21 protein-coding genes and 1 pseudogene are annotated in these 22,669 nt (G+C 60.2%); 6 read left to right on the top strand and 16 right to left on the bottom strand.

Features of this window, described 5'->3' with window-relative positions; translation table 11 throughout:
* Nucleotides 1-25: 25 nt before the first annotated feature.
* From V8N38_RS13665 to V8N38_RS13650, 4 genes are all read right to left on the bottom strand, one after another.
* Nucleotides 26-1,003 carry an ABC transporter permease gene (locus V8N38_RS13665; protein ID WP_016927501.1) on the bottom strand — a complete coding sequence of 326 codons (978 nt, stop codon included), beginning with the start codon at nt 1,001-1,003 and terminating at the stop codon, nt 26-28.
* A gap of 75 nt (nt 1,004-1,078) precedes the next feature.
* Nucleotides 1,079-2,584, bottom strand: coding sequence for a sugar ABC transporter ATP-binding protein (locus V8N38_RS13660; protein WP_147839880.1), 1,506 nt, complete (start codon nt 2,582-2,584; stop codon nt 1,079-1,081).
* Complete coding sequence (xylB, locus tag V8N38_RS13655) at nt 2,581-4,098, bottom strand: xylulokinase (protein WP_147839881.1); 1,518 nt, start codon at nt 4,096-4,098, stop codon at nt 2,581-2,583. The genes V8N38_RS13660 and xylB overlap by 4 nt, the downstream gene beginning before the upstream one ends.
* A gap of 4 nt (nt 4,099-4,102) precedes the next feature.
* Complete coding sequence (locus tag V8N38_RS13650; RefSeq protein WP_060423792.1) at nt 4,103-5,137, bottom strand: NAD(P)-dependent alcohol dehydrogenase; 1,035 nt, start codon at nt 5,135-5,137, stop codon at nt 4,103-4,105.
* 229 nt (nt 5,138-5,366) lie between these two features.
* On the opposite strand from V8N38_RS13650, the gene V8N38_RS13645 reads away from it, so the two are divergent.
* Both V8N38_RS13645 and V8N38_RS13640 read left to right on the top strand, forming a co-directional pair.
* The gene (locus tag V8N38_RS13645; protein WP_080432897.1) at nt 5,367-5,921 is read left to right on the top strand and encodes a D-lyxose/D-mannose family sugar isomerase; all 555 of its coding nucleotides are present in this window, start codon (nt 5,367-5,369) and stop codon (nt 5,919-5,921) included.
* Nucleotides 5,922-5,992: 71 nt separating this feature from the next.
* Nucleotides 5,993-6,994, top strand: a complete 1,002-nt coding sequence (locus V8N38_RS13640; protein ID WP_147839882.1) for a LacI family DNA-binding transcriptional regulator — start codon at nt 5,993-5,995, stop codon at nt 6,992-6,994.
* Nucleotides 6,995-7,047: 53 nt separating this feature from the next.
* Here the strand turns inward: V8N38_RS13640 and V8N38_RS13635 are convergent, their stop codons facing one another.
* Nucleotides 7,048-7,998 carry an amidohydrolase family protein gene (locus tag V8N38_RS13635; RefSeq protein ID WP_060423783.1) on the bottom strand — a complete coding sequence of 317 codons (951 nt, stop codon included), beginning with the start codon at nt 7,996-7,998 and terminating at the stop codon, nt 7,048-7,050.
* Between the two features lie 172 nt (nt 7,999-8,170).
* Nucleotides 8,171-8,467: a YciI family protein gene (locus V8N38_RS13630; protein WP_033634770.1), complete on the bottom strand. Its 297-nt coding sequence runs from the start codon at nt 8,465-8,467 to the stop codon at nt 8,171-8,173.
* A gap of 175 nt (nt 8,468-8,642) precedes the next feature.
* On the opposite strand from V8N38_RS13630, the gene V8N38_RS13625 reads away from it, so the two are divergent.
* Both V8N38_RS13625 and tonB read left to right on the top strand, forming a co-directional pair.
* A complete protein-coding gene (locus V8N38_RS13625) occupies nt 8,643-9,296 on the top strand; it encodes an epoxyqueuosine reductase QueH (protein ID WP_025303057.1) in 654 nt (217 codons plus the stop codon).
* A gap of 236 nt (nt 9,297-9,532) precedes the next feature.
* Nucleotides 9,533-10,276, top strand: a complete 744-nt coding sequence (gene tonB / locus V8N38_RS13620) for a TonB system transport protein TonB (RefSeq protein WP_049271333.1) — start codon at nt 9,533-9,535, stop codon at nt 10,274-10,276.
* A 70-nt stretch (nt 10,277-10,346) separates the two neighbouring features.
* On the opposite strand, the gene yciA is transcribed toward tonB, so the two are convergent.
* A complete protein-coding gene (yciA, locus tag V8N38_RS13615; protein WP_004932085.1) occupies nt 10,347-10,775 on the bottom strand; it encodes an acyl-CoA thioester hydrolase YciA in 429 nt (142 codons plus the stop codon).
* A 76-nt stretch (nt 10,776-10,851) separates the two neighbouring features.
* Nucleotides 10,852-11,391 carry a septation protein A gene (locus V8N38_RS13610; protein ID WP_004932082.1) on the bottom strand — a complete coding sequence of 180 codons (540 nt, stop codon included), beginning with the start codon at nt 11,389-11,391 and terminating at the stop codon, nt 10,852-10,854.
* A 221-nt stretch (nt 11,392-11,612) separates the two neighbouring features.
* Between V8N38_RS13610 and V8N38_RS13605 the strand changes: the two genes are divergently transcribed.
* Entirely contained in the window at nt 11,613-13,316 is a 1,704-nt protein-coding gene (locus V8N38_RS13605; RefSeq protein ID WP_038877273.1) for a SulP family inorganic anion transporter, read from the top strand.
* 51 nt (nt 13,317-13,367) lie between these two features.
* Here V8N38_RS13605 and V8N38_RS13600 read toward each other — a convergent pair whose 3' ends face one another.
* Nucleotides 13,368-14,120: a YciC family protein gene (locus V8N38_RS13600; RefSeq protein WP_049232944.1), complete on the bottom strand. Its 753-nt coding sequence runs from the start codon at nt 14,118-14,120 to the stop codon at nt 13,368-13,370.
* A 34-nt stretch (nt 14,121-14,154) separates the two neighbouring features.
* Complete coding sequence (locus tag V8N38_RS13595; protein ID WP_033634766.1) at nt 14,155-14,595, bottom strand: YkgJ family cysteine cluster protein; 441 nt, start codon at nt 14,593-14,595, stop codon at nt 14,155-14,157.
* A gap of 286 nt (nt 14,596-14,881) precedes the next feature.
* Here V8N38_RS13595 and ompW point away from each other — a divergent pair, with 286 nt between their 5' ends.
* Nucleotides 14,882-15,514 (top strand): outer membrane protein OmpW, encoded by a 633-nt coding sequence (gene ompW, locus V8N38_RS13590; RefSeq protein ID WP_147839883.1) that lies wholly within the window; start codon nt 14,882-14,884, stop codon nt 15,512-15,514.
* A 44-nt stretch (nt 15,515-15,558) separates the two neighbouring features.
* Here ompW and V8N38_RS13585 read toward each other — a convergent pair whose 3' ends face one another.
* From V8N38_RS13585 to V8N38_RS13560, 6 genes and pseudogenes are all read right to left on the bottom strand, one after another.
* Nucleotides 15,559-15,873, bottom strand: coding sequence for a BON domain-containing protein (locus V8N38_RS13585; protein WP_025303053.1), 315 nt, complete (start codon nt 15,871-15,873; stop codon nt 15,559-15,561).
* A 217-nt stretch (nt 15,874-16,090) separates the two neighbouring features.
* Complete coding sequence (gene trpA, locus V8N38_RS13580) at nt 16,091-16,897, bottom strand: tryptophan synthase subunit alpha (RefSeq protein WP_038877280.1); 807 nt, start codon at nt 16,895-16,897, stop codon at nt 16,091-16,093.
* The gene (gene trpB, locus V8N38_RS13575; protein ID WP_033634762.1) at nt 16,897-18,087 is read right to left on the bottom strand and encodes a tryptophan synthase subunit beta; all 1,191 of its coding nucleotides are present in this window, start codon (nt 18,085-18,087) and stop codon (nt 16,897-16,899) included. The genes trpA and trpB overlap by 1 nt, the downstream gene beginning before the upstream one ends.
* A 41-nt stretch (nt 18,088-18,128) precedes the next feature.
* Nucleotides 18,129-19,490: a bifunctional indole-3-glycerol-phosphate synthase TrpC/phosphoribosylanthranilate isomerase TrpF gene (trpCF, locus tag V8N38_RS13570; protein ID WP_080432917.1), complete on the bottom strand. Its 1,362-nt coding sequence runs from the start codon at nt 19,488-19,490 to the stop codon at nt 18,129-18,131.
* A gap of 3 nt (nt 19,491-19,493) precedes the next feature.
* Nucleotides 19,494-21,090: pseudogene (gene trpD / locus V8N38_RS13565) on the bottom strand (bifunctional anthranilate synthase glutamate amidotransferase component TrpG/anthranilate phosphoribosyltransferase TrpD).
* Nucleotides 21,090-22,652: an anthranilate synthase component 1 gene (locus tag V8N38_RS13560; protein WP_060423772.1), complete on the bottom strand. Its 1,563-nt coding sequence runs from the start codon at nt 22,650-22,652 to the stop codon at nt 21,090-21,092. Before V8N38_RS13560 ends, trpD begins: the two are co-directional and overlap by 1 nt.
* Nucleotides 22,653-22,669: the final 17 nt, after the last annotated feature.

Raw genomic sequence — 22,669 nt, 5'->3', positions numbered from 1 at the left:
CCTGGTAGAGTTGGGTCTGATGTTATTAATCGCGCTGTTGCTTACGCGAGGGGTCGAGCAAGACGGCAAGAACGATCAATGCGCCTTTGATAATCTGTTGGTAATACGATTGCACGCCGAGCAGATCGAGGCCGTTATTCATCACCCCGATAATCAGCACGCCGAAGAAGGTGCCGACCAGCGTACCGACGCCGCCGGCCATGCTGGTGCCGCCGATCACCACCGCCGCGATGGCGTCCAGCTCATACCCAGCACCGGCGTTGGTCTGCGCCGAGCCGGTGCGCGCCGTGAGGATCAGGCCGGCGATGCCGGCCAGCGCGCCGCACAGCGTATACACCAGTATTTTGATGCGGGTGACGTTAATCCCCGAGGTGCGCGCGCTTTTCGGGTTGCCGCCGACGGCGTAGATGTAGCGCCCGAAGAGGGTTTTATTCAGCACGAGCCAGGCGAGGGCGAACAGCACGATGAAGATGATGACGGGCACCGGAACGCCGCCGACATAGCCATTGCCCAACCAGCGGAAATCGCTGTTCAATTGCGATACCGGATTGCCGTTGGTGGTCAACATGGTTAAACCGCGCGCCGCGGAGAGCATGCCCATGGTGACGATAAACGGCTGCAGGCGGTAGCGGGCTAACACGGTGCCGTTCACCAAGCCGCAAACGATGCCGATACCGAGCGCCACAATCAGCGGTGCCATGACGGCGGTCGCGGTATCGCCGATAGCCAATCCGCTGTTGTTGGTAGCGAAGCGGGCGGCGACGATCCCGCTTAGCGCCAGCACCGATCCCACGGAGAGATCGACCCCGGCCGTGATAATGACGAAGGTCATGCCGATGGCCAGAATGCCGTTGATCGAGACCTGGCGCAGGACGATCAGGGTGTTTTCATTGCTGAGAAAATAGTTGCTGCTCCAGGCCCCCTGAGCGACCTGATATTCGCCAATCAGCGCCACGATCAGGCACAGGGCGAAAAAGGCGATGATAATGCCGTATTTGTGCATGCGGCGCTTATTGCGGGTGAAAAATGAAATTCCTGGTGATAAGGAGTGGGCGCTGCTCATTTTTTTCTCTCTCTGTTAAACCGCAAGTTTCATCAGTGCTGCCTGGGTCGCATCGGCTGCCGAAAGCTCGCCGGCCAACTGCCCGTCACGAAACACCAATATGCGATCGCTCATGCCGATAATTTCCGAAAGCTCGGAGGAAACCATGATGATCCCTTTGTTTTGCAAGGCGAACTCCGACATAAATCGATAGATCTCTTTCTTGGCCCCGACGTCGATACCGCGCGTCGGCTCGTCGAGCAGCAAAACCTCCGGATCCAGCAGCGCCCAACGGCCCAGCACGACCTTTTGCTGGTTGCCGCCGCTCAGGTTGCCCACCGGCTGTTCGCCGTCATGGGTTTTAACGTTGAAGCGCTGGATCATGTCGCGGGTCCGCACCTGCTCTCGTTTCTCGCTGACAAACCCCATCCGGCTGATGGCGGCAAAAGAGGCGATATTGATGTTTTCACTGACGGAGCGGCACAGCACCAGGCCGGTTTCCTTGCGATCTTCCGTTACGTAGGCAATACCGCTGTCGATGGCCTTGCGCGGAGAGTGGCGGTTCAGCGTCTTGTCACCCAAGCGGATCGTGCCGCTGTCGGCATGCTGAATGCCGAAGATAAGATCGAGAAACTCGCTGCGCCCCGAGCCCACCAGACCATAGATGCCCAGGATCTCACCGTGCTTAAGCTGCAGGCTGATATCTTTTATCTTGCTGCGCCAACACAGGTTGTTGACCTCCAGCAAAACCTCTTCGCCAGGCTGATTGAATTTGGCGAACTCGCTGTCGTACTCGCCGCCAATAATGTGTTCGATCAGCTGTTCACGGGTGATGTCGGCGATATAGCCTTCATGGATGTAGGCGCCGTCGCGGAAGATGGTGTAGCTGTCCGCGATTTGGAATATCTCTGACAAACGGTGAGAGACGTAGATAATGCCTTTACCTTTCGCCGCCAGTTGCTGAAGCGTCTGAAAGATTTTCTGCGCATCCTCTTCGCCAATCGCCGAGGTGGGTTCATCCATGATGATGATGTCGGCATTAGCATGCGACAGCGCCTTGGCGATCTCGACCAGCTGTTGCTCGGCGACGCTCAGGTTGCGCGTTTTTTCTCGGGCGTCGATCTTGAAATCGAGTTCTTTGAGCAGGCGGGTTGTGCGCTGGTTGAGCGTTGCGAAGTCGACGAACCCCAAGCGTCTCGGCTCGCGGCCCAGCCAAATGTTTTCGGCCACCGTCAGATCCGGGATCGCGCTCAGTTCCTGCTGCACGATGGCGATGCCGGCGTTGAGGGCTTCCCGAGGGTGATGAAATTCACAGCGTTGGCCATTGATAAAAATATCGCCGCCATCGGGTTGAATAAAGCCCATCAGAATGCTGAGAAAGGTGGATTTGCCCGCGCCGTTGCCGCCGCACAGGGCATGGATGGATCCGCGCCGCAGGCAAAACTCCGCATTCTTGAGCGCCACGACCGGGCCAAAGGCTTTTTTGACGCCGCTGACCTCCAGCAGGTAGGCGGGCGCTGGCGTATGGGGATCTTGCGTCACAGTTGCACCTCCGGGTAGGTCTGCTGCAAGCGTTGCAGGTACCGTTGATAAAGCGTCTCGTATTGTGCCTGTCTGCCGGCGTTTGGCCGTGTGCGCGTGGCCTCATCCAGCGCAACGAAGCGTTGGCACAGTTCGGCCAGCAACGCGCCGGCGTTCCGGCGCGGATCGTCAGCCAACATTGTCGCCCACATCGCCTGAATGGCGCCGCCCAGCGCGGCGGTCTCTTTGGCTTTCAGACAGACCACCGGGCAGCCCATCACGTCCGCGACGATTTGTCGCCAGGCGGCGCTGCGGGCGCCGCCGCCGGTGAGGCGGATTTCGCGCGCTTCGATGCCCTGACGGCGAAACAGCTCGATGCCATAGCGCAACCCATACGTGGCGCTTTCGACTACCGCCAGGCAGAGATTGGCGCGGGTAAAGTTGTCGCTGTCGAGGTTATGCAGGCTGGCGCGCGCGTGGGGCAGCGGCGGAACGCGTTCGCCATTGAAGAACGGCAGCATTTCGACACCGCCTGCGCCGGGCGAGGCCTGCGCCAACAACGCGTTAAAGCCGGCAAGATCTTCATCCAGCAGCGTTTGCACTGCGGTGGTGGCCGAGGTGACATTCATGGTGCAAATCAAGGGCAGCCACCCGTTGGTGCTGGAGCAGAAGCCGGCAATCATGTCCGATTCCGCCGCGACGGGGGCGGCAGACCAGGCGAACAGCGTGCCGGAGGTGCCCAGGCTCAGGGTGAGGGTGCCGGCCTCGATGTTGCCGGAACCGATGGCCGCCATCATGTTGTCGCCGCCGCCGGTCGATACCCGCACCGTTGGGCCGAGGCCGAGTTTTTCCGCCGCGGCGGGGCGCACCGTGCCGATGCAGCACTCCGCGCTTTTGAGCGGCGGCAAAGCTTGCCACAGGCGGCCGCTGTCATCGATGAGCTCGACGGCGGTTTTGCTCCAGCTACGGGTGCGTACATCGAACAGCCCGCTGCCGGAAGCGTCGCCATATTCTGCTACGCGCTCCCCGGTCAGCCAGAAGTTCAAGTAGTCATGGGGCAGCAGCACGGTGTGCAGTTTTGCCCACAGCGCCGGATGGTGCGTCTTGAACCAAAGGATTTTTGACGCGGTATAGCCGGTGGCGAGCCGCAAACCGAGCGTTTCCAGCGAGCCGTTGGCGCCGCCGAGCTGTTGCAGGAGCCGTGCGTTTTCTTCCGCGGTTTCGGTATCGCACCACAGCTTGACGCTGTGCAGCACGTTGCCGTCTGCGTCCAGCGGCACAAACCCATGTTGTTGGCCCGATACCCCCAGAGCATGAATCTCCCGCGCATCAACGCCGGCGTTAGTCACTGCTTGGCGAAAAGCGATGACTAACGCCTCAATCCACCAGTTGGCCTCTTGTTCGCGCCGGCCATTGGCTTGGCTGATGAGACGGTGAGGGGCATTGCCCTCACCGAGGATCGCGCCCTGTGTGCTGTCGACAATCACGACTTTCGTGCCTTGCGTACCGCAGTCTATGCCAGCATAGAGCGTCATAGGATTACTCCATCTCCAGCATGATTTTGATGTCCGAGGCATGTCCCGCCGCCGCGCGCTCGAAGGCGGCCACGCTGTCGGAGAACTTGTAGGTTTGGCTTATCAACGGCTGGACGCGCAACTTGCCGCTGCTCAACAGCCGCAGCGTGCGCGGGTACATGTTGGCGTAGCGGAAAATGGTCTTGAAGGTGATTTCCTTGGCCTGCGCGGCGACGATATCCAGCGGCGCGGCATCGATCGGCATGCCGACCAGCACCGCGGTCGCCCCTGGCGCCGCATGTTCGGCCAGCGTTGCGATAGCCGGTTTTGCGCCGCTGCATTCAAACACGACATCGGCGCCATTGCCGCTGGTGAGCGTGGCCACTTTCCCCGCCAGGTCGCCGGTTTTGATATTGACGGCGTGCAGCCCCTCGTAACTGGCCGCCACGGCGAGTTTCTCGTCAAACTGGTCGCAAATAATGACGTCCGAGCAGCCGCCCGCCAGCGCCGCGAGGGCGGTGACCACGCCGATCGGCCCGGCGCCGATCACCAGGGCGATATCGCCGGGTTTGATCCCGGCTTTGGTGGCCGCTTGCATGCCGATGGCCAAGGGTTCCACCATGGCGCCTTCAGCGAAACTGACGTTGTCCGGCAATTTGAACGTGAAGGCGGCAGGGTGGATGACGGTTTCGCGCAGGCAGCCGTGCACCGGCGGCGTCGCCCAGAAGCGAACGGCCGGGTCAAGGTTGTAAATACCGGCGCGCGTCTGGGCAGAGTTGAGATCGGGAATGCCGGGCTCCATGCAAACGCGATCGCCGACGCTGAGGTGAGTGACGTTTTTACCTGTCGCGAGCACCACCCCGGAGGCTTCATGGCCGAGCACCATCGGGGCGTTAACCACGAACGGGCCAATGCGGCCATGCTGGTAATAGTGCACATCACTGCCGCAAATGCCTACGGAATGAATTTTTATCTGTACATCATCGGGCCCCAACGCCTCGGCAAGCTGGACGTCCTCGATAGCGATTTCTCCCGCCTTCGCCAACACTAATGCTTTCATATGGCCTCCTGGTGAATCATTTTTATGGTAACGGTATCATTTTAGTGAGGCGATATTGGGCCAAAGCGAGTGGTTAAACTGTGATCAATGTTGGAATTACTCGACGGGGGTTAATTTTGCTGGTGGGTTGTTATTCAATATGGGGATAGCGATCACAAAATCGGCGGGGCAATGACGGTTTTAATATCAGCGCGTTGATATCGATACCGTTACTTTGCAGGGGGAAATGATGAAGATACACCAAAGCGCCAGAGCCGCTACGCTGGGATATTTGCGCCAGGCGGACATTGTCCTGACCGATGAAGAGCAGCAACGTATTGAAATTGCAACATTTGGCCTGGCCGACTATCCCGTGTCAGGGCTGCAGCTGCTGACCTACGTCAACTCACCGCGGTATTGTGCGAAAGAGCTGGTGCTGTTTCCGGGGCAAACCTGCCCGGAACATTTGCATCCTCCTTTCGCCGGCACGCCCGGCAAGCAAGAGACTTTCCGCTGCCGTTGGGGCGCGGTGTTCCTGTTTGTCGATGATGAAAACCTGACGCTTAATGACGCCGGCGGCGAACCGGTATGCCGGGTACCCGAGGGCGCGGAGCCGTGGTATACCTGCAATCGCTATATCCTTTTGCGGCCCGGCGAGCAATATACCATCGCGCCCAATACCCGGCACTGGTTCCAGGCTGGCGAGCAGGGCGCCGTGGTGTCCGAGTTTTCTTCCGAGAGCCGTGATGAGCTGGATATTTTTACCGATCCCCGGATTAATCGTCTTGCCGGCGTAAACCATTAGCGCCATGAACCAAGTTCTGTCATGATGCTAAAAATGATACAAAATGATACCTTAAGGCTAAGGAGCTGCATTTGGCAGGGGATCGAGGACGGAAAGCGACGCTGGCTAGCGTCGCCGCACAGGCAAACGTCAGTAAAATCACCGCGTCGCGGGCATTTTCACAGCCGGACAAGGTTCATCCGGAAACGCTGCGCCGCATTCGGGAGACCGCTGCCGAGCTCGGCTATGTGGTCAATGCCGCGGCGCGCAACCTGCGGGCAAAAAGCAGCAGAACCATCGGCATCGTCAACCCTGATATGGCCAACCCGTTCTTTGGCGGCCTGACGCGGCTGATGACGCTTGAAGCGCAAAAAATGGGATATGACACCCTGGTGTTCGACTCCTATGAGTCTCAGGAAAGCGAAGACAGAATCATCGACAAACTGATTGGCTACAACGTCGATGCGATCATTCTCTCGGTCATTTCCAACGATCATTTGTACCAGCCTTCCTACCTAAAACGGTTGGAAACCTTGAATATTCCGGTGGTGCTGATCGACCGGGAGCTGGACAATCGCCACTGCAGCGGGGTGTATATCGATAACCTGGACTGCGGCCTCCAGGCGGGGCGCTGGCTGCTGGAACAGAAGGCGCAGCGGGTGGTGGTGGTCTCCGGGCCGGAAAATTCCAACGTGGCGCGTGACAGGGTCACTGGCTTGCAAGCGGCATTACAAGGCAAGGTGGCGTCGCTTGAAGTGCTGTATGCCGATTTCTTTATGGATGTCGCCTGGCAAGAGACGAGCCGTTGGCTGGCCAATAACCGCGCGCCGGACTTTTTCGTTGGCTGCAATAACCAGATCTCCCTGGGTATCATCAAGTCCTGCATCGAGCATCGGCTGCCGTTGATGCAGGACGTGTCGCTGTTCAGCATCGATGAGGTTTCACATGCCGAGATCTACGGTTTTCATTTCCCCTGCGTGTCACACGATTTGCAAGAGATCGCCTGGCAAGCGTTGAATCTGGCGATCCGCCGCATTGCCGACCCCGAAATCAAGCCGGGCAAGGTGGTGGTGCGGGGAAAACTGGTCATATAACGCGGCGCACGACACCTGATGGGCGGCACAGGGGCTCACTGAGCCTTGACGTGTCAGTTTGTACCCAGCCCAAACAGCGCTGCCGCATTGCGATCCAAAATGGCGTTCACCTCTTCCTCCGGCAAACCTGCTCGCCGGATGTAGTCTACCGTGGTTTGAAACAGGTCGCCTGGTTGGAACGGAAAATCGGTGCCGAACAGCAACCGCTGTGCGCCGAACGTCGCTGCCGCCGCTTGCAGTGCGGGCACCTGATCGTGGCCTACCGTGTCGTACCACATGCGCAGGGCGGCGCGGCTTGGGGGTTCCGGCGTATTCGGCGCCTCCCACGCGACGGTCTGGTCGAGGCGTTCCAGCGTCATCGGCAGCAGGCCGCCCAGATGCGGCACAATGATTTTCATCTCCGGAAAGCGTTGAGGGAGGCCGTTGAGGATAAAGTGCATGGCGGCGACCGTGTCTTCGATCGGCGCGCCGATCGACCAGGTCAAGGCGTAGTCGGCGATGAGCGGCGAGTGCGCGCCGCGGCCGGCGGGATGAATGGCCAACACGCTGTGGCGGCGGTTGAGTTCCTGATAGAGCGGCTCGAACAGCGGGTTGGCGATAGACAACCCGAGCACTGAGGTGGTGATGCAGGCGCCCAGCATATTGAGCTGGGTAAAGGCCCTTTCAAGCTCGCGTAACGCAACGTCGATATGCGGCAGCGGCAAGGAAGCGATAGCCCGGAAGCGGGTGGGATAACGCGCTACCAGCTCCGCATATTCATCATTGATCCGGCGCGCGGCATCAACGGCCGCCTGCTCGTCTTCCAGATGCGGCGACAGCGGCGTCGCCGACAGGATTTGCATGTCGATGCCGGCCTTATCCAGCAGGGCGAAACGCGCGTCGAGCTCGCGCTCGGTGCGGCCGGCGCCCAGGTGCCGATAGGCGGCAACTTCATGCACGCCATGCGCTTGCAAAAGATCCAGATACTCTGTGCTCCACAGGTGGGCGTGTACGTCGAGTCGCATCGGTCGATCTCCTGAGTTCGCGGCGATGCCGCGGGTTCAGAAGAGTATAGGCAGGCGACGCGACAGCCCCTGGAGGGAGGGCATTTTTTCTACCGACGGGTTAGGGTGAGAGCACGCATTGATCCGGGAACGGCGCGCGAACGGGCGTTCCCGGTATTGGGAGGGCTGGAGATCAGAACACCTGTTTGAACGGCTTCACCGTCACGTCGGCATAGACGCCGGCGGCGATATAGGGATCCTGCTGCGCCCAGGCCTGGGCTTGCGCCAGCGACTCGAATTCGGCGATCACCGTCGAACCGGTAAAGCCGGCGGCGCCGGGATCGTTGCTGTCGATGGCCGGGTTAGGGCCGGCGACCACCAGGCGGCCGGCGTCGCGCAGCGCCTGCAGGCGCGCCAGGTGTGCCGGGCGCACCGCCAGACGGTTTTCCAGCGAGTTGGGGACGTCTTGCGCGTAGATCAGATAAAGCATGTTTCACCTTTAAAATCATGGCTATAAAACGGTGCTACCAAGGTAGCGCAAAAGGCGCGGCAGGGGAACGGTGCGCGGCGAATTTCCCGGCGGATTGGCGCTTATACCTTGAAGCCGCTACTTTTTATTCGTATAGTGCGGCGCGCTTAAACTGATATGCCATTGAGGTGAGGATATGACGGAACTGGTAAGGGAAAAACTCGATTTGCCGGCGGGCAAAAGTAAACTGCTGCTGCACTCTTGCTGCGCGCCCTGTTCCGGCGAGGTGATGGAAGCGATCCAGGCGTCCGGGATCGAGTACGCCATTTTCTTCTATAACCCTAACATTCACCCGCAAAAAGAGTATCTGCTGCGCAAGGAAGAGAACATCCGTTTCGCCGAGCAGCACGGGGTGCCGATCATCGATGCCGATTACGACACCGACAACTGGTTCGCCCGCGCCAAGGGGATGGAGAATGAGCCGGAGCGCGGGATTCGTTGCACCATGTGTTTTGACATGCGTTTCGAGCGCACGGCGCTGTATGCGCATGAGCACGGTTACGACACCATCTCCAGCTCGCTGGGCATTTCGCGCTGGAAGAACATGCAGCAGATCACCGACTGCGGCATCCGGGCGGCGGAAAAATATCCCGATTTGGTGTACTGGGATTACAACTGGCGCAAGAAGGGCGGTTCGTCGCGCATGATAGAGATCAGCAAGCGCGAACGCTTCTATCAGCAGGAATACTGCGGCTGCGTCTATTCGCTGCGCGACACCAACCTGCACCGCAAGGCGCAAGGGCGGCCGCTGATTAAGCTGGGCGTGCTTTACTATGGTGATGAAGAATAACGCTTAATCACCGCAATCAACCCGCTACGGCGGGTTTTTTATTTTTTGACGCCCGGCCAAACGTTAATGAAGCGTGTTGTTCCGGCGATAAAAAAGCAACGGTGAGGTTAATATCCTTATGAGTTTGCTGGTTTTAGCCGCGCAGACTGACGATTAAAGCGATAGTTTGCCTTTCGTTATTGAATATGATTGCTATTTGCATTTAAACTTGGCGAACCAGAGGAAACAGAATCATTATGCCGCTAAAAAAGATGTTCCTTAATCGCCGTATATCCGTGCCTTTCGTCTTGTCCGTAGGCCTGCACAGCGCCCTGGTGGCGGGATTGCTTTACGCTTCTGTAAAAGAAGTGGTGGAGCTGCCGAAGCCAGAGGACGCGCCGATCAGCGTCATGATGGTCAACACCGCCGCGATGGCCGAGCCGCCGCCACCGGCGCCGGCCGAGCCGGAGCCGCCGCAGGTCGAACCTGAGCCGGAGCCAGAACCGGAACCTATCGTGGAGCCGCCGCCGAAGGCGATCGTGAAACCCGAGCCGGTCAAGCCGAAACCGAAGCCTAAGCCGAAGCCGAAGGTCGAAAAACAGGTTAAACCGGAGCCGAAGAAGGTTGAGCCGCGCGAGCCGTCGCCGTTCAACAACGATTCACCGGCCAAACCGATCGATAAAGCGCCGGTGAAACAGGCGCCTGCCGCGCCGGTGCAGGGCAACTCGCGCGAAGTCGGGCCAAGACCGATCAGCCGCGCCAATCCGCTCTATCCGCCGCGGGCCCAGGCTTTGCAGATCGAAGGCAACGTGCGGGTACAGTTCGATATCGACAGCGACGGGCGCGTCAGCAACGTGCGCATCTTGTCGGCCGAGCCGCGCAATATGTTCGAGCGTGAAGTGAAGCAGGCGATGCGTAAATGGCGCTATGAGGCCAAAGAAGCGAAAGATCGCACCGTCACTATCCGCTTCAAGCTGAACGGCACGACCGAAGTGAACTGAGTCCGGTAACCACCCAAAAAGAAAGGGTCGCCTCGGCGACCCTTTTTGTATTTGCGGTACAGCCGCCGGCTTATTCTTCGAAGCCAACGCGGAAATTCATTTTGCCCTCAGGCAGCGCGCGCGAGTTGCCTTCCGCATCGACCGCCACATAGGTGAACACCGCTTCGGTCGCCCGGTAGCGCTGGCCGATCGGCGCGGAAGAGACTTTCTTGACCCACACTTCGATATTGATGGTGATCGAGCTGCGCCCGGTGCGGATGCAGTGCGCATAGCAGCAAACCACGTCGCCGACCGCCACTGGTTTCAGGAAGGTCATGCCGTCCACGCGCACGGTCACCACGCGCCCTTCGGCGATCTCTTTTGCCTGGATGGCGCCGCCGATGTCCATTTGCGACATCAGCCAGCCGCCGAAGATATCACCGTTGGCATTGGTATCGGCCGGCATGGCCAGCGTGCGCAGCACCAGCTCGCCGCTGGGTAAAGGTCGTTGTTGTGTCATAGCAGTCTGCTTTTAAAAGGAGGGAATAACATCATACTGCCCGCGGCAAGCGCCGCAGGCATTAACAATTTTGTAACTATTTTTTCTGTTCTTCCGGCATGTGCCGGTAAATATAGATACCGCTGAGGAGGGTGAAGACCAGCGTCAGCACCGTCAGGCCAAAGACTTTGAAATTGACCCAGACGCTTTGCGGCAGCCAGAAGGCGACATAGATGTTCGCCAGGCCGCAGGCCAGGAAGAAGACCGCCCAGGCCAGGTTGAGGTTGCTCCACACTTTGTCCGGCAGCGTCAGCTCTTTGCCCAGCATGCGTTGAACCAGCGGTTTTTTGAGCACCCATTGGCTGATCAGCAGCGCCAGCGCGAACAGCGCGTAAATCACCGTGACCTTCCATTTGATGAACAAATCGTTGTGGAACACCAGCGTCAGGGTGCCGAACACCAGCACCATCAGGAAGGTGATCAGCGTCATCTTCTCGACCTTGCGGTATTTCACCCAGGTGAACACCAGCGCCAGCGCGGTGGCGACAATTAACGCGCCGGAAGCGACGTAAATGTCGTACAGCTTGTAAAAAGCGAAAAAGACAATTAGCGGGAGGAAATCAAGAAACTGCTTCATAAATCAATCCATCATCTGTTCATCGGCCGACTATACCGGATTCGGCGAGCTCTGTGTACCGCCGGGCGTTGCCGATTATCGGCGTTTGGCCGGCGGATTTCTGCCGCGAAAGCAGGAATTTGCATAAACTTACGCAAGAAAGCGCGGGCACATTGCCAGTGCGGGCCGCAGGCCGCATAGTAAGTGTCATAATAACCAGATAATTTACCGCGGAAAACAGCATGCAGTGGAAATCTCTCCAGGCCTTGACGCCGGGTTTGACGCATTTATTGGGGTATCAACGCAGCTGGCTCAAGCCGGATATTCGCGCCGGCCTTTCCGTCGCCGCCGTCGCCTTGCCGGTGGCCATCGCCTATGCCGAGCTGGCCGGGGTCAGCCCGGTGGTGGGGCTCTATTCCTGTATCTTGCCGATGGTGGCCTATGCGCTGTTCGGCTCGTCGCGCCAGCTGATCGTCGGGCCCGACGCCGCCACCTGTGCGGTGATCGCCGCGGTGGTGACGCCGCTGGCGGCGGGTAATATGGAGCGCCATTGGCAGCTGACCATCATGATGACCGCGATGATGGGCGGCTGGTGCCTGCTGGCCAGCCGGTTCAAGCTGGGGGCGCTGGCGGATCTGCTGTCGCGGCCGATCCTCAGCGGGCTGCTGAACGGGGTGGCGATCACCATCATCGTCGATCAGATCGGCAAGGTGTTGGGATTCACGGTGCGCCCGGCGCAGCTGATCGAGCGCATCTACGCGCTGCCCGGCAACCTGCTGCACAGCGACTGGTTGACGATGGCGGTGTCGTTGTTGACGCTGGTGACGCTGCTCGGATTTAAAAAATGGCGGCCTAACTGGCCGGCACCGCTGTTTGCCATCGTGCTGGCGGCGTTCGTCACCTGGGCCGGCGGCCTGCAGCAGCATGGCGTGGTGACGGTGGGCGGTTTCAGCGGCGTGTTGCCGATCGTCCAGTGGCCGGACTTCCAGCCCGGCTTGCTGCGCGACATGGTGATCCCGGCGCTTAACCTGGCGGTGGTGAGTTTTGTCAGCATGATGCTCACCGCCCGCAGCTTTGCCGCCAAGAACGGTTATGAGGTGAACGCCGACGCCGAGTTTCGTGCGCTGGGGCTGGTGAATATCGTCTCCGCGCTGTCGCAAGGTTTCGCCATCAGCGGTGCGGACTCGCGCACCGCGGTGAATGACGCCAACGGCGGCAAGAGCCAGCTGGTGTCGGTCATCGCCGCTGCGGTCATCGCCTTCGTCTTGCTGTTCCTGATGGCGCCGCTGCAGTTTATTCCGGTGGCAGGATTGGGCGTGGTGCTGATGTATGCGGCCTGGTCGCTGCTGGACATTCGCGGCATCTGGGTTTTGCGCCGCCGCAACGCGCAGGCGTTTCGCCTGGCGCTGTTTACCTTCCTCAGCGTGCTGCTGGTGGGGGTGATCAGCGGCATCGGGCTGGCGGTGTTGCTGGGGCTAATGCAGTTTCTGCGCACCGTCTTCCGGCCGACGGAGCAGCTGCTGGGCGTCAACGACGAAGGCATGATCCACTCCATGGGCAACAACAATGGGGTGAAGGCGGTACCTGGCGTCATGATGTATCGCTTCAATTCACCGCTGACCTATTTCAACGTGGCGTACTTCAAACGCCGTATTCTCAATTTGGTCGACGGCACGCCGTTCCAGCCGCGCTGGGTGGTGGTGGATGCGGTAGCCAGTTTTACCCATGCCGATATCAGCGTGCTGGCGGCCATCGACGAGCTGAAACGCGACCTGTTACAGCGTAATGTTAAGCTGGTGCTGGCGGGACGACGCACCGAGCTGACGCGCTGGTTCCGTATCAACCGCTTAGGGCGCGACAAAGAGCTGATTTTGGTGCCGGACCTGTATCTGGCGCTGAAACTGATTCAGAGTAAGGAGCAGGCGGAAGCCGCCACGGTGGGGTAAATAGAAAGGGGCGCGCCGAAGCGTGCCCCTTGGGTTTTGGTTGCGTCGGCGTTAGCCGCGCAGCAGCATGTACAGGCGGAACAGGTAGATCAGCAGCAGGGCAGACACCAGGTTGCTCAACGCGGTCAACACCACGCTGGCGACGTTCGGCGTCAGCACCGACAGATGGCTCACCAAAAACAGCACCAGCAGCTTGGCCGCCAGCCACAGCATCATCGCCGGCACGATCACGCGCGCATTGGCGAAGGCCAATTTGCTGCTCAGCTTGAGCGAAGCGAACACGCCTTTTTTATCGACGGAGGCGATCACCGGCGCCAGCGCGAAGGCGATCGCCATGAGCACACCCGGCACCACAAACAGCGTCAGGCCGAGCTGGATCAGTAGGGTGCAGATAAACAGCAGCAGCAGCAGACGCGGCAGATCGGGCGCCGAGGCGCCGAGCGCGCGCAGGGCGCTGGTGCGTTCCCCTTGCGACACCAGACGGATCAGCGTCAGCATCCCGCCGACCAGCAGCACGTTGCCGACCAGCGCGGAGAAGGTGGCGGCCGCCGACACTTTCAGCAACACCATCTGCTGTTCCGGCGTCATCTGCTGGATCACTTCCTGAATGCCCATGCCGGTAGACGAAGCGAAATCGCTGGTGGTGGCAGCGAGCGTCGCCAGCTGTTCGGCATCGGGGCTGAAGGCCTGATTCAGCAGCACGGAAATAAACGCCGTCAACAGGGCCAGCATCAGGATGCTGGCCAGTTGGTTGCGTAAAAAGTTAAAACTGTCACGGTACAAAGCGTTGGCCGTGATAGGCATGCAGACTCCTTGGCGTCGGGAAAACAGAGATAAATCAGTGGGTGATTGTACCCTGTTCCACGCCGCTGTGGCACCCCGCGAATTGCACTACGCCTATTTCTTCAACGATCGTCGTCTCAGGCAGCGAGAGCGGCAGGGGCACCGGCAGGGGCGGCAGCCCGTAGCGTTCCCGGGCGCGATCGCAGGCTTCGTTGCGCAGGCCGTTTTCACCGGACTGATCGAACTCTCTGCACGGACTGGGCCGATTGAGGTAGATCGAGCAGGACACGGCTTTGCCTATCTCGCCGTCCAGCGCGTTGCAGCGGGGGGACTTGCTGTTGGTCCCCTGCATGCAGCGCAGGAACGGGGTCAAAGGCTCCGTTAAGGAAAGGGGAACGGTGCCGCCGCCGTCTTCGGCTTCGGCCCAATAGAATGACACTCGAAAATAACCGCAGCATGCGCCGCAGCTGACACAGGGATTAAGGATTTCGCTCATCTTGATTGCCCACCGACTCCTTACGGCACCAACCAAAACCAACACGGAAAATGAAATTACCTCAGCCGCATTTTTCTCCGCAACCGAAATTTGAACATGTAGATAATTTGCAACAAAATCGATTTTTTGATGCAGATCAATCCTTGATTTATTAAGCGGTTAGGTAACCTTGTTTTTAGTGGGATTTTAAATTTTTACACATAAGATGTGATCTCGATGGGATCACAAATACCCGAAAGTAGGTATATTCCCCCTCGAGCGATTAACCACACAAATGGAATGGATAATGAAAAAGACAACTCTGGTGGTATTGGCGACGATGATGGCGCCTATGTTGGCAAGTGCGCATCAGGCCGGTGATTTCCTGTTCCGCGCGGGCACCGCAACGGTGCGTCCAAATGCGGGTTCGGACAACGTATTGGGGTTGGGTTCGCTGGATGCGAAAAATAACACCCAGCTCGGTCTGACCTTCGGTTACATGGTGACGGACAACATCGGCGTTGAGTTGTTGGCCGCAACGCCATTCCGCCACAAGGTTACGCTGGGCGGCACCGATCTGGCGACCGTTCACCAATTGCCGCCTACGCTGATGGCGCAATACTACTTCGGCGACAAGCAGGACAAACTGCGTCCTTACCTGGGCGTCGGCGTTAACTACACCACCTTCTTCGACGAGAAGTTCAACGACTACGGCAAAAGCGCCGGGTTGAGCAATCTCGACCTGAAAAACTCCTGGGGTGTGGCGGCGCAGGCCGGCCTGGATTACAACCTGGATGAACACTGGATGCTGAACATGTCGGTGTGGTGGATGAACATCGAAACCAAAACTCGCTTCAACGATGCGAATGGCGGGCACCACAGCTTCGATACGCGTCTGGATCCGTGGGTGTTCATGTTCGGGGCGGGTTATCGCTTCTGATGAAGGCCGCAATCAGGGAGGCGTTGCGCCTCCCTGTGTCGGTATTATTTAATCTGCATTACGTTTTCAACCGATTTCACACCGGCCACGCCGCGTGTGACCTGCACCGCACGGTTGGCGTCATCGCTGGACGTCACAAAGCCGCTCAGCTGCACGCGACCTTTAAAGGTTTCCACGCTGATCTCGCGCGACTTGATGTTTTTATCCGCCAACAGTGCCGATTTCACTTTGGTGGTGACTACGGTGTCATCGATATAACCGCCTGTTCCCTCTGATTTTGCCGTCGGCGCGCAAGCGCTCACCGCGACCGCCACAACGGCTGCCATGCACAAGGCTGAAAGGGTTTTAAACAGCTTCATAAATTACTCTCCATGCAATGTTATGGTTGAAATTCGCTACGGTTTTTCGCCGCAGCGAGCGCATTCCCCAAATCAAACGAAGAAATGCATAGCGAACAAACTTCATTGTGAGACAAGACCTGAGTTTGTTCAAATTTTTGCTGTAAATAAATGGAATAAACTTTGAGGGGAAACAAGCTGTTAAAGCGAGCGCCGGCGGGGCGCTCGCTGGAGAGGATCACGCCCGGGTGGCGCGCTTCATACTGCTGGCGAAGGCCGCCAGCTTGGTCAGCATCTCCGCCGGGTTGGCATGGTGCTGTTCGATGATTTTGACGATTGCCGAGCCGGAGATCGCGCCGGCGGCCCCGGCCTGCAGCGCGGCCTTCACCTGCTCGGGTTCGGAGATGCCGAAGCCCTGCAGCGGCGGCGCGGCGTGATACTCGCGCAGCTTGTTCACCAGGTGATGCAGCGGCAGCTGCGCCCGGCTTTCGGTGCCGGTCACCCCGGCGCGCGACAGCAGATAGGTGTAGCCGCGGCCGTGCGAGGCGATTTCACGCAGCAGATCGTCATCGGCGTTCGGCGGGCAGATGAAGATCGGTGCGATACCGTGGCGCGCGGCGGCCGCGCGGAACGGCGCAGACTCTTCAAAGGGCACGTCGGCGACCAGCACCGAATCCACACCCACTTCGGCGCAGCGCTGGTAAAACGCATCGATGCCTTTATGGAACACCAGGTTGGCGTACATCAGCAGGCCGATGGGAATGGTCGGGTGCTTCTGGCGGATGGCCGCCAACATCTCGAAGCACTGGGTCGGCGTGACGCCGGCGGCGAAGGCGCGCAGCGTCGCGCTTTGGATGGTCGGGCCATCCGCCAGCGGATCGGAGAAGGGGATGCCCAGCTCCAGCGCGTCCGCGCCGGCTTCGATCAGGGTGTCGATAATCTGCAGCGACAGCGCCGGATTAGGATCGCCCAGCGTCACGAACGGGACGAAGGCGCCTTCCTTGCTGCTTTCCAGACGCGTGAACAGTTGCTGATAACGTTCCATCAGATTTCTCCCCGTGCTTTCAAAATGTCGTGAACGGTAAATATGTCTTTGTCGCCGCGGCCGGACAGGTTGACCACCAGGATCTGCTCTTTCTGCGGCGTTTCACGGATCATTTTCAGCGCGTGCGCCAGGGCATGTGAGGATTCCAGCGCCGGGATGATGCCTTCATGGCGCGACAGTGCCTTGAACGCTTCCAGCGCTTCGTCGTCGGTTATCGACACGTATTCGGCGCGGCCGGTGCTGTTCAGGTAGGCATGCTGCGGCCCGACGGACGGGAAGTCCAGCCCGGCGGAAATCGAATAGGACTCTTCAATCTGGCCTTCGGCGGTCTGCATCATCGGTGCCTTCATGCCGAAGTAGATGCCGACGTGGCCGTGCTTGAGCGGTGCGCCGTGCTGGCCGGTTTCGATGCCCAGACCGGCGGGTTCCACCCCGATCAGCCCAACGTCGGCGTCATCGATAAAGTCGGCGAACATGCCGATGGCGTTGGAGCCGCCGCCGACGCAGGCGATAACCGCATCCGGCAGGCGGCCTTCGCGCTCCAGCACCTGCGCTTTGGTTTCTTCGCCGATCATGCGCTGGAATTCACGCACGATGGTGGGGTACGGGTGCGGGCCGGCGGCGGTGCCGAGCATATAGTGCGCGGTTTCATAGCTGCCGGACCAGTCGCGCAGCGCTTCGTTGCAGGCGTCTTTCAGGGTGGCGGAGCCGCTGTGCACCGGGATCACTTCCGCGCCCATCAGCCGCATGCGGAACACGTTCGGCGACTGGCGCTCGACGTCTTTGGCGCCCATATAGATGCGGCACTTCAGGCCGAGCAGCGCGCAGGCCAGCGCCGACGCGACGCCGTGCTGGCCGGCGCCGGTTTCCGCGATGATCTCGGTTTTGCCCATGCGCTTGGCCAGCAACGCCTGGCCCAGCACCTGGTTGGTCTTGTGCGCGCCGCCGTGCAGCAGGTCTTCACGCTTCAGATAAAGCTTGGTGTTGCTGCCGGCGGTGAGGTTTTTGCACAGCGTCAGCGCCGTCGGGCGGCCTGCGTAGTTCTTCAGCAGATCGATAAATTCCGCCTGAAATGCCGGATCGCGCTGGGCGCTGACAAAGGCTTCTTCCAGTTGTTTCAGGGCCGGCATCAGAATTTGCGGCACATACTGGCCACCAAATTCGCCGAAGTAGGGGTTAAGCAGCGTCATGAGATTTCCCGTTATTATCCGTTATTAATATAGAGCCGTATTCAGTAGGCGCGCAGGGTCTGGAAGACCGAGGCCAGGCGCGCGGGATCTTTGATGCCCGGTTCGCTTTCCACGCCGGAGTTGAAGTCCAGCCCGGCGCAGCCGAGCTTGGCCGCATCGACGCAGTTGTCGGCGCGCAGGCCGCCCGCCAGCATCACGTTAGTCAGATCTTCGCCTTGCAATACCGACCAGTCGAAGCGTTGGCCGGTGCCGCCGGCGCCGTTGTCCAGCAGATAGCGATCGACATGCTGCAGATCGCGCGCCGGCACCCGATCTTTCACGCTCAGCGCTTTCCAGATGCGGCAATCGGCCGGCAGGCGGGCGCGCAGGGCGCTGATATAGGCCTGGTCTTCCGCGCCGTGCAATTGCACCGCATGCAGCCCGAGGCGCTCAACGGTCAACGCCACGGTATCGACCTGGGCGTCGCAGAACACGCCGACGTACTTCAGCGGCGCGCCGGAGATCACTTCGCGGGCGCGGGTGATGTCCACATAGCGCGGTGAACGCCCAACGAAAATCAGCCCGCCGTAGATGGCGCCGGCCTGATAGGCGGCGGCGGCGTCCTGCGGACGGGTCAGGCCGCACACTTTGTTGTCGCCCAGGATCACGCGGCGCACGGCGGCGCGCAGATCGGCTTCCGACATCAGCGCGCTGCCGATCAGGAAACCGTTGGCGTAATGGCTCAGCTCGCGGATCTGCCCGTAGTTGTTGATGCCCGACTCGCTGATCACCGTCACGCCATGCGGCACGCGCGGCGCCAGTTGACGGGTGCGGTTCAGATCGATGCTCAGATCGCGCAGATCGCGGTTGTTGATGCCGACCACGCGCGCTTCCAGCGCGATCGCGCGCTGCAGCTCTTCTTCACTGATCACTTCGGTCAGCACGCCCATGTTCAGGCTATGAGCCACCGCCGCCAGTTGGCGGTACTGCTCGTCGGTCAACACCGATAGCATCAGCAGGATGGCGTCGGCCTGATAGTAGCGTGCCAGGTAAATCTGATACGGGTCGATGATAAAGTCTTTGCACAACACCGGTTGGCTGACGGTTTTACTGACCAGCGGCAGGAAATCGAAGCTGCCCTGGAAGTATTTCTCGTCGGTCAGCACCGAGATTGCCGAGGCGAAGTCTTTATAGACCGTGGCGATCTCCACCGGATCAAAGTTCTCGCGAATCAGACCCTTGGAAGGCGAGGCCTTCTTGCATTCAAGAATGAAAGCCGTCCGGGTGCCCTGCAGCGCGTGGTAGAAGCTGCGTTCGCTCGGTACGATGTCATTCTGAAAGCCGGCTAGGGGCTGTTGCTGTTGTCGCGCCGCGATCCATTGCGCTTTGTCGCGGACAATCTTGTGTAGCACGGTTTCCTGCATCATTTATCCTCTTGCCGCCAGTGCGATGACACGCTCATAGGCCTGCCCGCTGTTGATCATATCCAGTGCCTGCCGCGCATTTTGGCGCAGGTCTTCATGTCCGAATAACTTCAGAAGCAACGCGACGTTGGCCGCGACCGCCGCGGCGTGCGCCGGCTCGCCTTTACCTTGTAACAGCCGCGCCAAAATGTCACGGTTTTCTTCCGGCGTGCCGCCCAGCAAGGCTTCCAGCGGATAGGTTTCCAATCCGAAGGACTGCGGCGTGAGCTGGTAGCTGCTGATTTCGCCGTTGTTCAATTCCGCCACGTGCGTCGTGGCGTGGATCGCCACCTCGTCCATGCCGCCGCCGTGAACCACCGCCGCACGCTGATAACCCAGCACGCGCAGGGTTTCGGCAATCGGCAGCACCAGTTCCGGGCTGTATACGCCGATCAGCGCCAGCGGCGGACGCGCCGGGTTGATCAGCGGGCCCAGCACGTTGAACAGCGTGCGGGTTTTCAACTGCTGGCGCACCGGCATGGCGTGGCGAAAACCGGTGTGGTACTGCGGCGCGAACAGGAAACACACGCCGAGATCGTCCAGCGCCTTGCGCGCTTCTTCCGCCGGTAGATCCAGACGGATGCCGAACGCCGCGAGCAGATCCGAGGAGCCGGAGCGGCTGGAAACGCTGCGGTTGCCGTGCTTGGCGATCTTCGCGCCGCACGCCGCCGCCACGAAGGCGCTGGCGGTGGAAATATTGATGCTGTTGGTGCCGTCGCCGCCGGTGCCGACGATATCGGCGAACGGGTAGTCAGGACGCGGGAACGGCTGAGCGTCGTCCAGCAGCGCTTTGGCGGCGCCGGCGATCTCTTCCGGGCGCTCGCCGCGGACTTTCATGCTGATCAACGCCGCCGCCAGTTGGCTCGGCTCCAGTTCGCCGCGCACGATGGCGCTGAACAGCTGTTGGCTTTCCTGCTGGCTCATCGACTCGGCGCGGTACAGTTTCTCAAGAATAGGTTGCATCGTCGTGTTCCTTATATTACTTCGCCAGCGCCCAGGCCAGGGTCTGCTCAAGCAGGCGCGCGCCGTGGGTGGTCAGAATCGATTCCGGGTGGAACTGGAAGCCGCACACGCGGCGACGGTCGTCGCGCACCGCCATCACCATCTCGCCGAAACGGGCGTTGACGGTAAGATCGGCCGGGATATTGCTGCCGACCAGCGAGTGGTAGCGCGCCACCGGCAGGGGGTTAGCCATGCCGGCGAACATGCCTGCGCCATCGTGAACGATTGCCGAGGCTTTGCCGTGCAGGATCTCGCCCGCCTGGCCGACCTGGCCGCCGTAGGCTTCGACGATCGCCTGGTGACCGAGGCAGATGCCGATGATCGGCAGCCGGCCGCGCAGGCGCTGCAGCAGTTCCGGCATGCAGCCCGCTTCGGACGGCGTACCGGGGCCGGGCGACAGCATCAGCACCGGCTGGGTCATGTGTTCCAGGCGTTCGATGATCACCTCGGCGGCGATCTGGTTACGGTAAATCACCACCTGGTGGCCGCTGGCGCGCAGCTGATCGACCAGGTTGTAGGTAAAGGAGTCGACGTTGTCGAGCAACAGGATATCGGCCATCAGAACACCTCCTTGGCATGGTGCGCAGTGGCGATGGCGCGCAGCACGGCACGGGCTTTATTACGGGTTTCGTCGGCTTCCGCCTGCGGGATGGAATCCAGCACCACGCCGGCGCCGGCCTGCACGGTGGCGATGCCGTCTTCAACGTAGGCGGAACGGATGACGATGCAGGTATCCAGATCGCCGGTGGCGGTGAAGTAGCCCACCGCGCCGCCGTAGCTGCCGCGGCGTGTGCCTTCGGAGGCGGCGATCAGCTGCATCGCCCGCACTTTCGGCGCGCCGCTCAGGGTGCCCATGTTCATGCAGGCCTGGTAGGCGTGCAGCACGTCGAGATCGGCGCGCAGAGTGCCCACCACCCGGGAAACCAGATGCATGACGAACGAATAGCGGTCCACCTTGGTCAGGTCGGCCACGTAGCGGCTGCCGGCCTGGCAGATGCGCGCCAGATCGTTGCGCGCCAGATCGACCAGCATCAGGTGCTCGGCCAGCTCTTTGTGGTCGGTGCGCATTTCCAGCTCGATGCGGCTGTCGAGATCCAGATCCAGCGAACCGTCCTTACTCCGACCGCGCGGGCGAGTGCCGGCGATCGGGTAGATTTCGATTTGGCGATTGCCCGCGTCGTATTTCAACGCGCTCTCCGGTGAAGCGCCGAACAGGGTGAAGTCATCATCCTGCATGAAGAACATGTACGGGCTGGGGTTGTTGTCTTTCAAGGTCTGGTAGGCCGCCAGCGGCGCCGGGCAAGGCAGGGAGAAGCGGCGCGACGGCACCACCTGGAAAATCTCGCCCTGACGGATCGCTTCTTGCAGCCCGCTGACCACCGCGCCGTACTCTTCATCGCTCTGGTTGCAGCTCAGCTGCATATTCTCCAGCGTTTGATGCGGGATCGGCTGCGGGGTTTGTTGCAACTCGGTCTGCAGCTGTTCCAGACGTTGCTGCAAACGCTGCGCTTCACTCGCCTGCTCGCTGAAGACGCTGGCCTGCAGACGGGCCGTACCGCGTTGGTGATCCAGCACCAGCAGGGTTTCCGCCAGATAGAAGCAGAAGTCCGGGCAGCGCTGATCCTGGCGCAGCGCCGGCAGGTCTTCGAAACCGGCGACCAAATCGTAGGCAAACAGGCCGCCCAGCATCACGGCTTCGCGCTCGTCCGCCGGGGAGTCCACCAGGGTCAGCAGCGTGCGCAGCGCATCGAACACCGACAGTGAGCGCAAGCGGGCGTCTTCGTCCTGCACCGCGTCGATCGCCGGGAAGGTCAGTTCGCGGCCGTTGGGGCGCGCCTGATTGCGCACCTCGGGTGGCAGCGCTTCGTCCAGCAGCGGCAGCAGCGCTGCGCCGTTGGCGGTCAGCGCCTGCACGCTGACGGTATGACCCAGTGCGGTAATGCGCAGCGCGCTGTCAATCACCAGCAGGCTCTGCAGATTCTGTTTGCTGTTGATTTCCGCCGATTCCAGCAGCAGGGTGGCCGGACGGGCACCGCACAACTGGTGGAAAATGGTGGTGGGGTCGCCCCGGTAGCTGGCTTGCGCCTTCAGCAATGTCAGTTGTGGTTTGGTGTTCATCATCGGTGGTTCCAGTGAAT

Source organism: Serratia nevei, from assembly GCF_037948395.1.
In the GTDB taxonomy this organism is placed as follows: Bacteria; Pseudomonadota; Gammaproteobacteria; order Enterobacterales; family Enterobacteriaceae; genus Serratia; species Serratia nevei.
The sequence above is the reverse complement of the archived record's forward strand: the minus strand, read 5'-3'. Positions and strand labels throughout refer to the sequence as shown.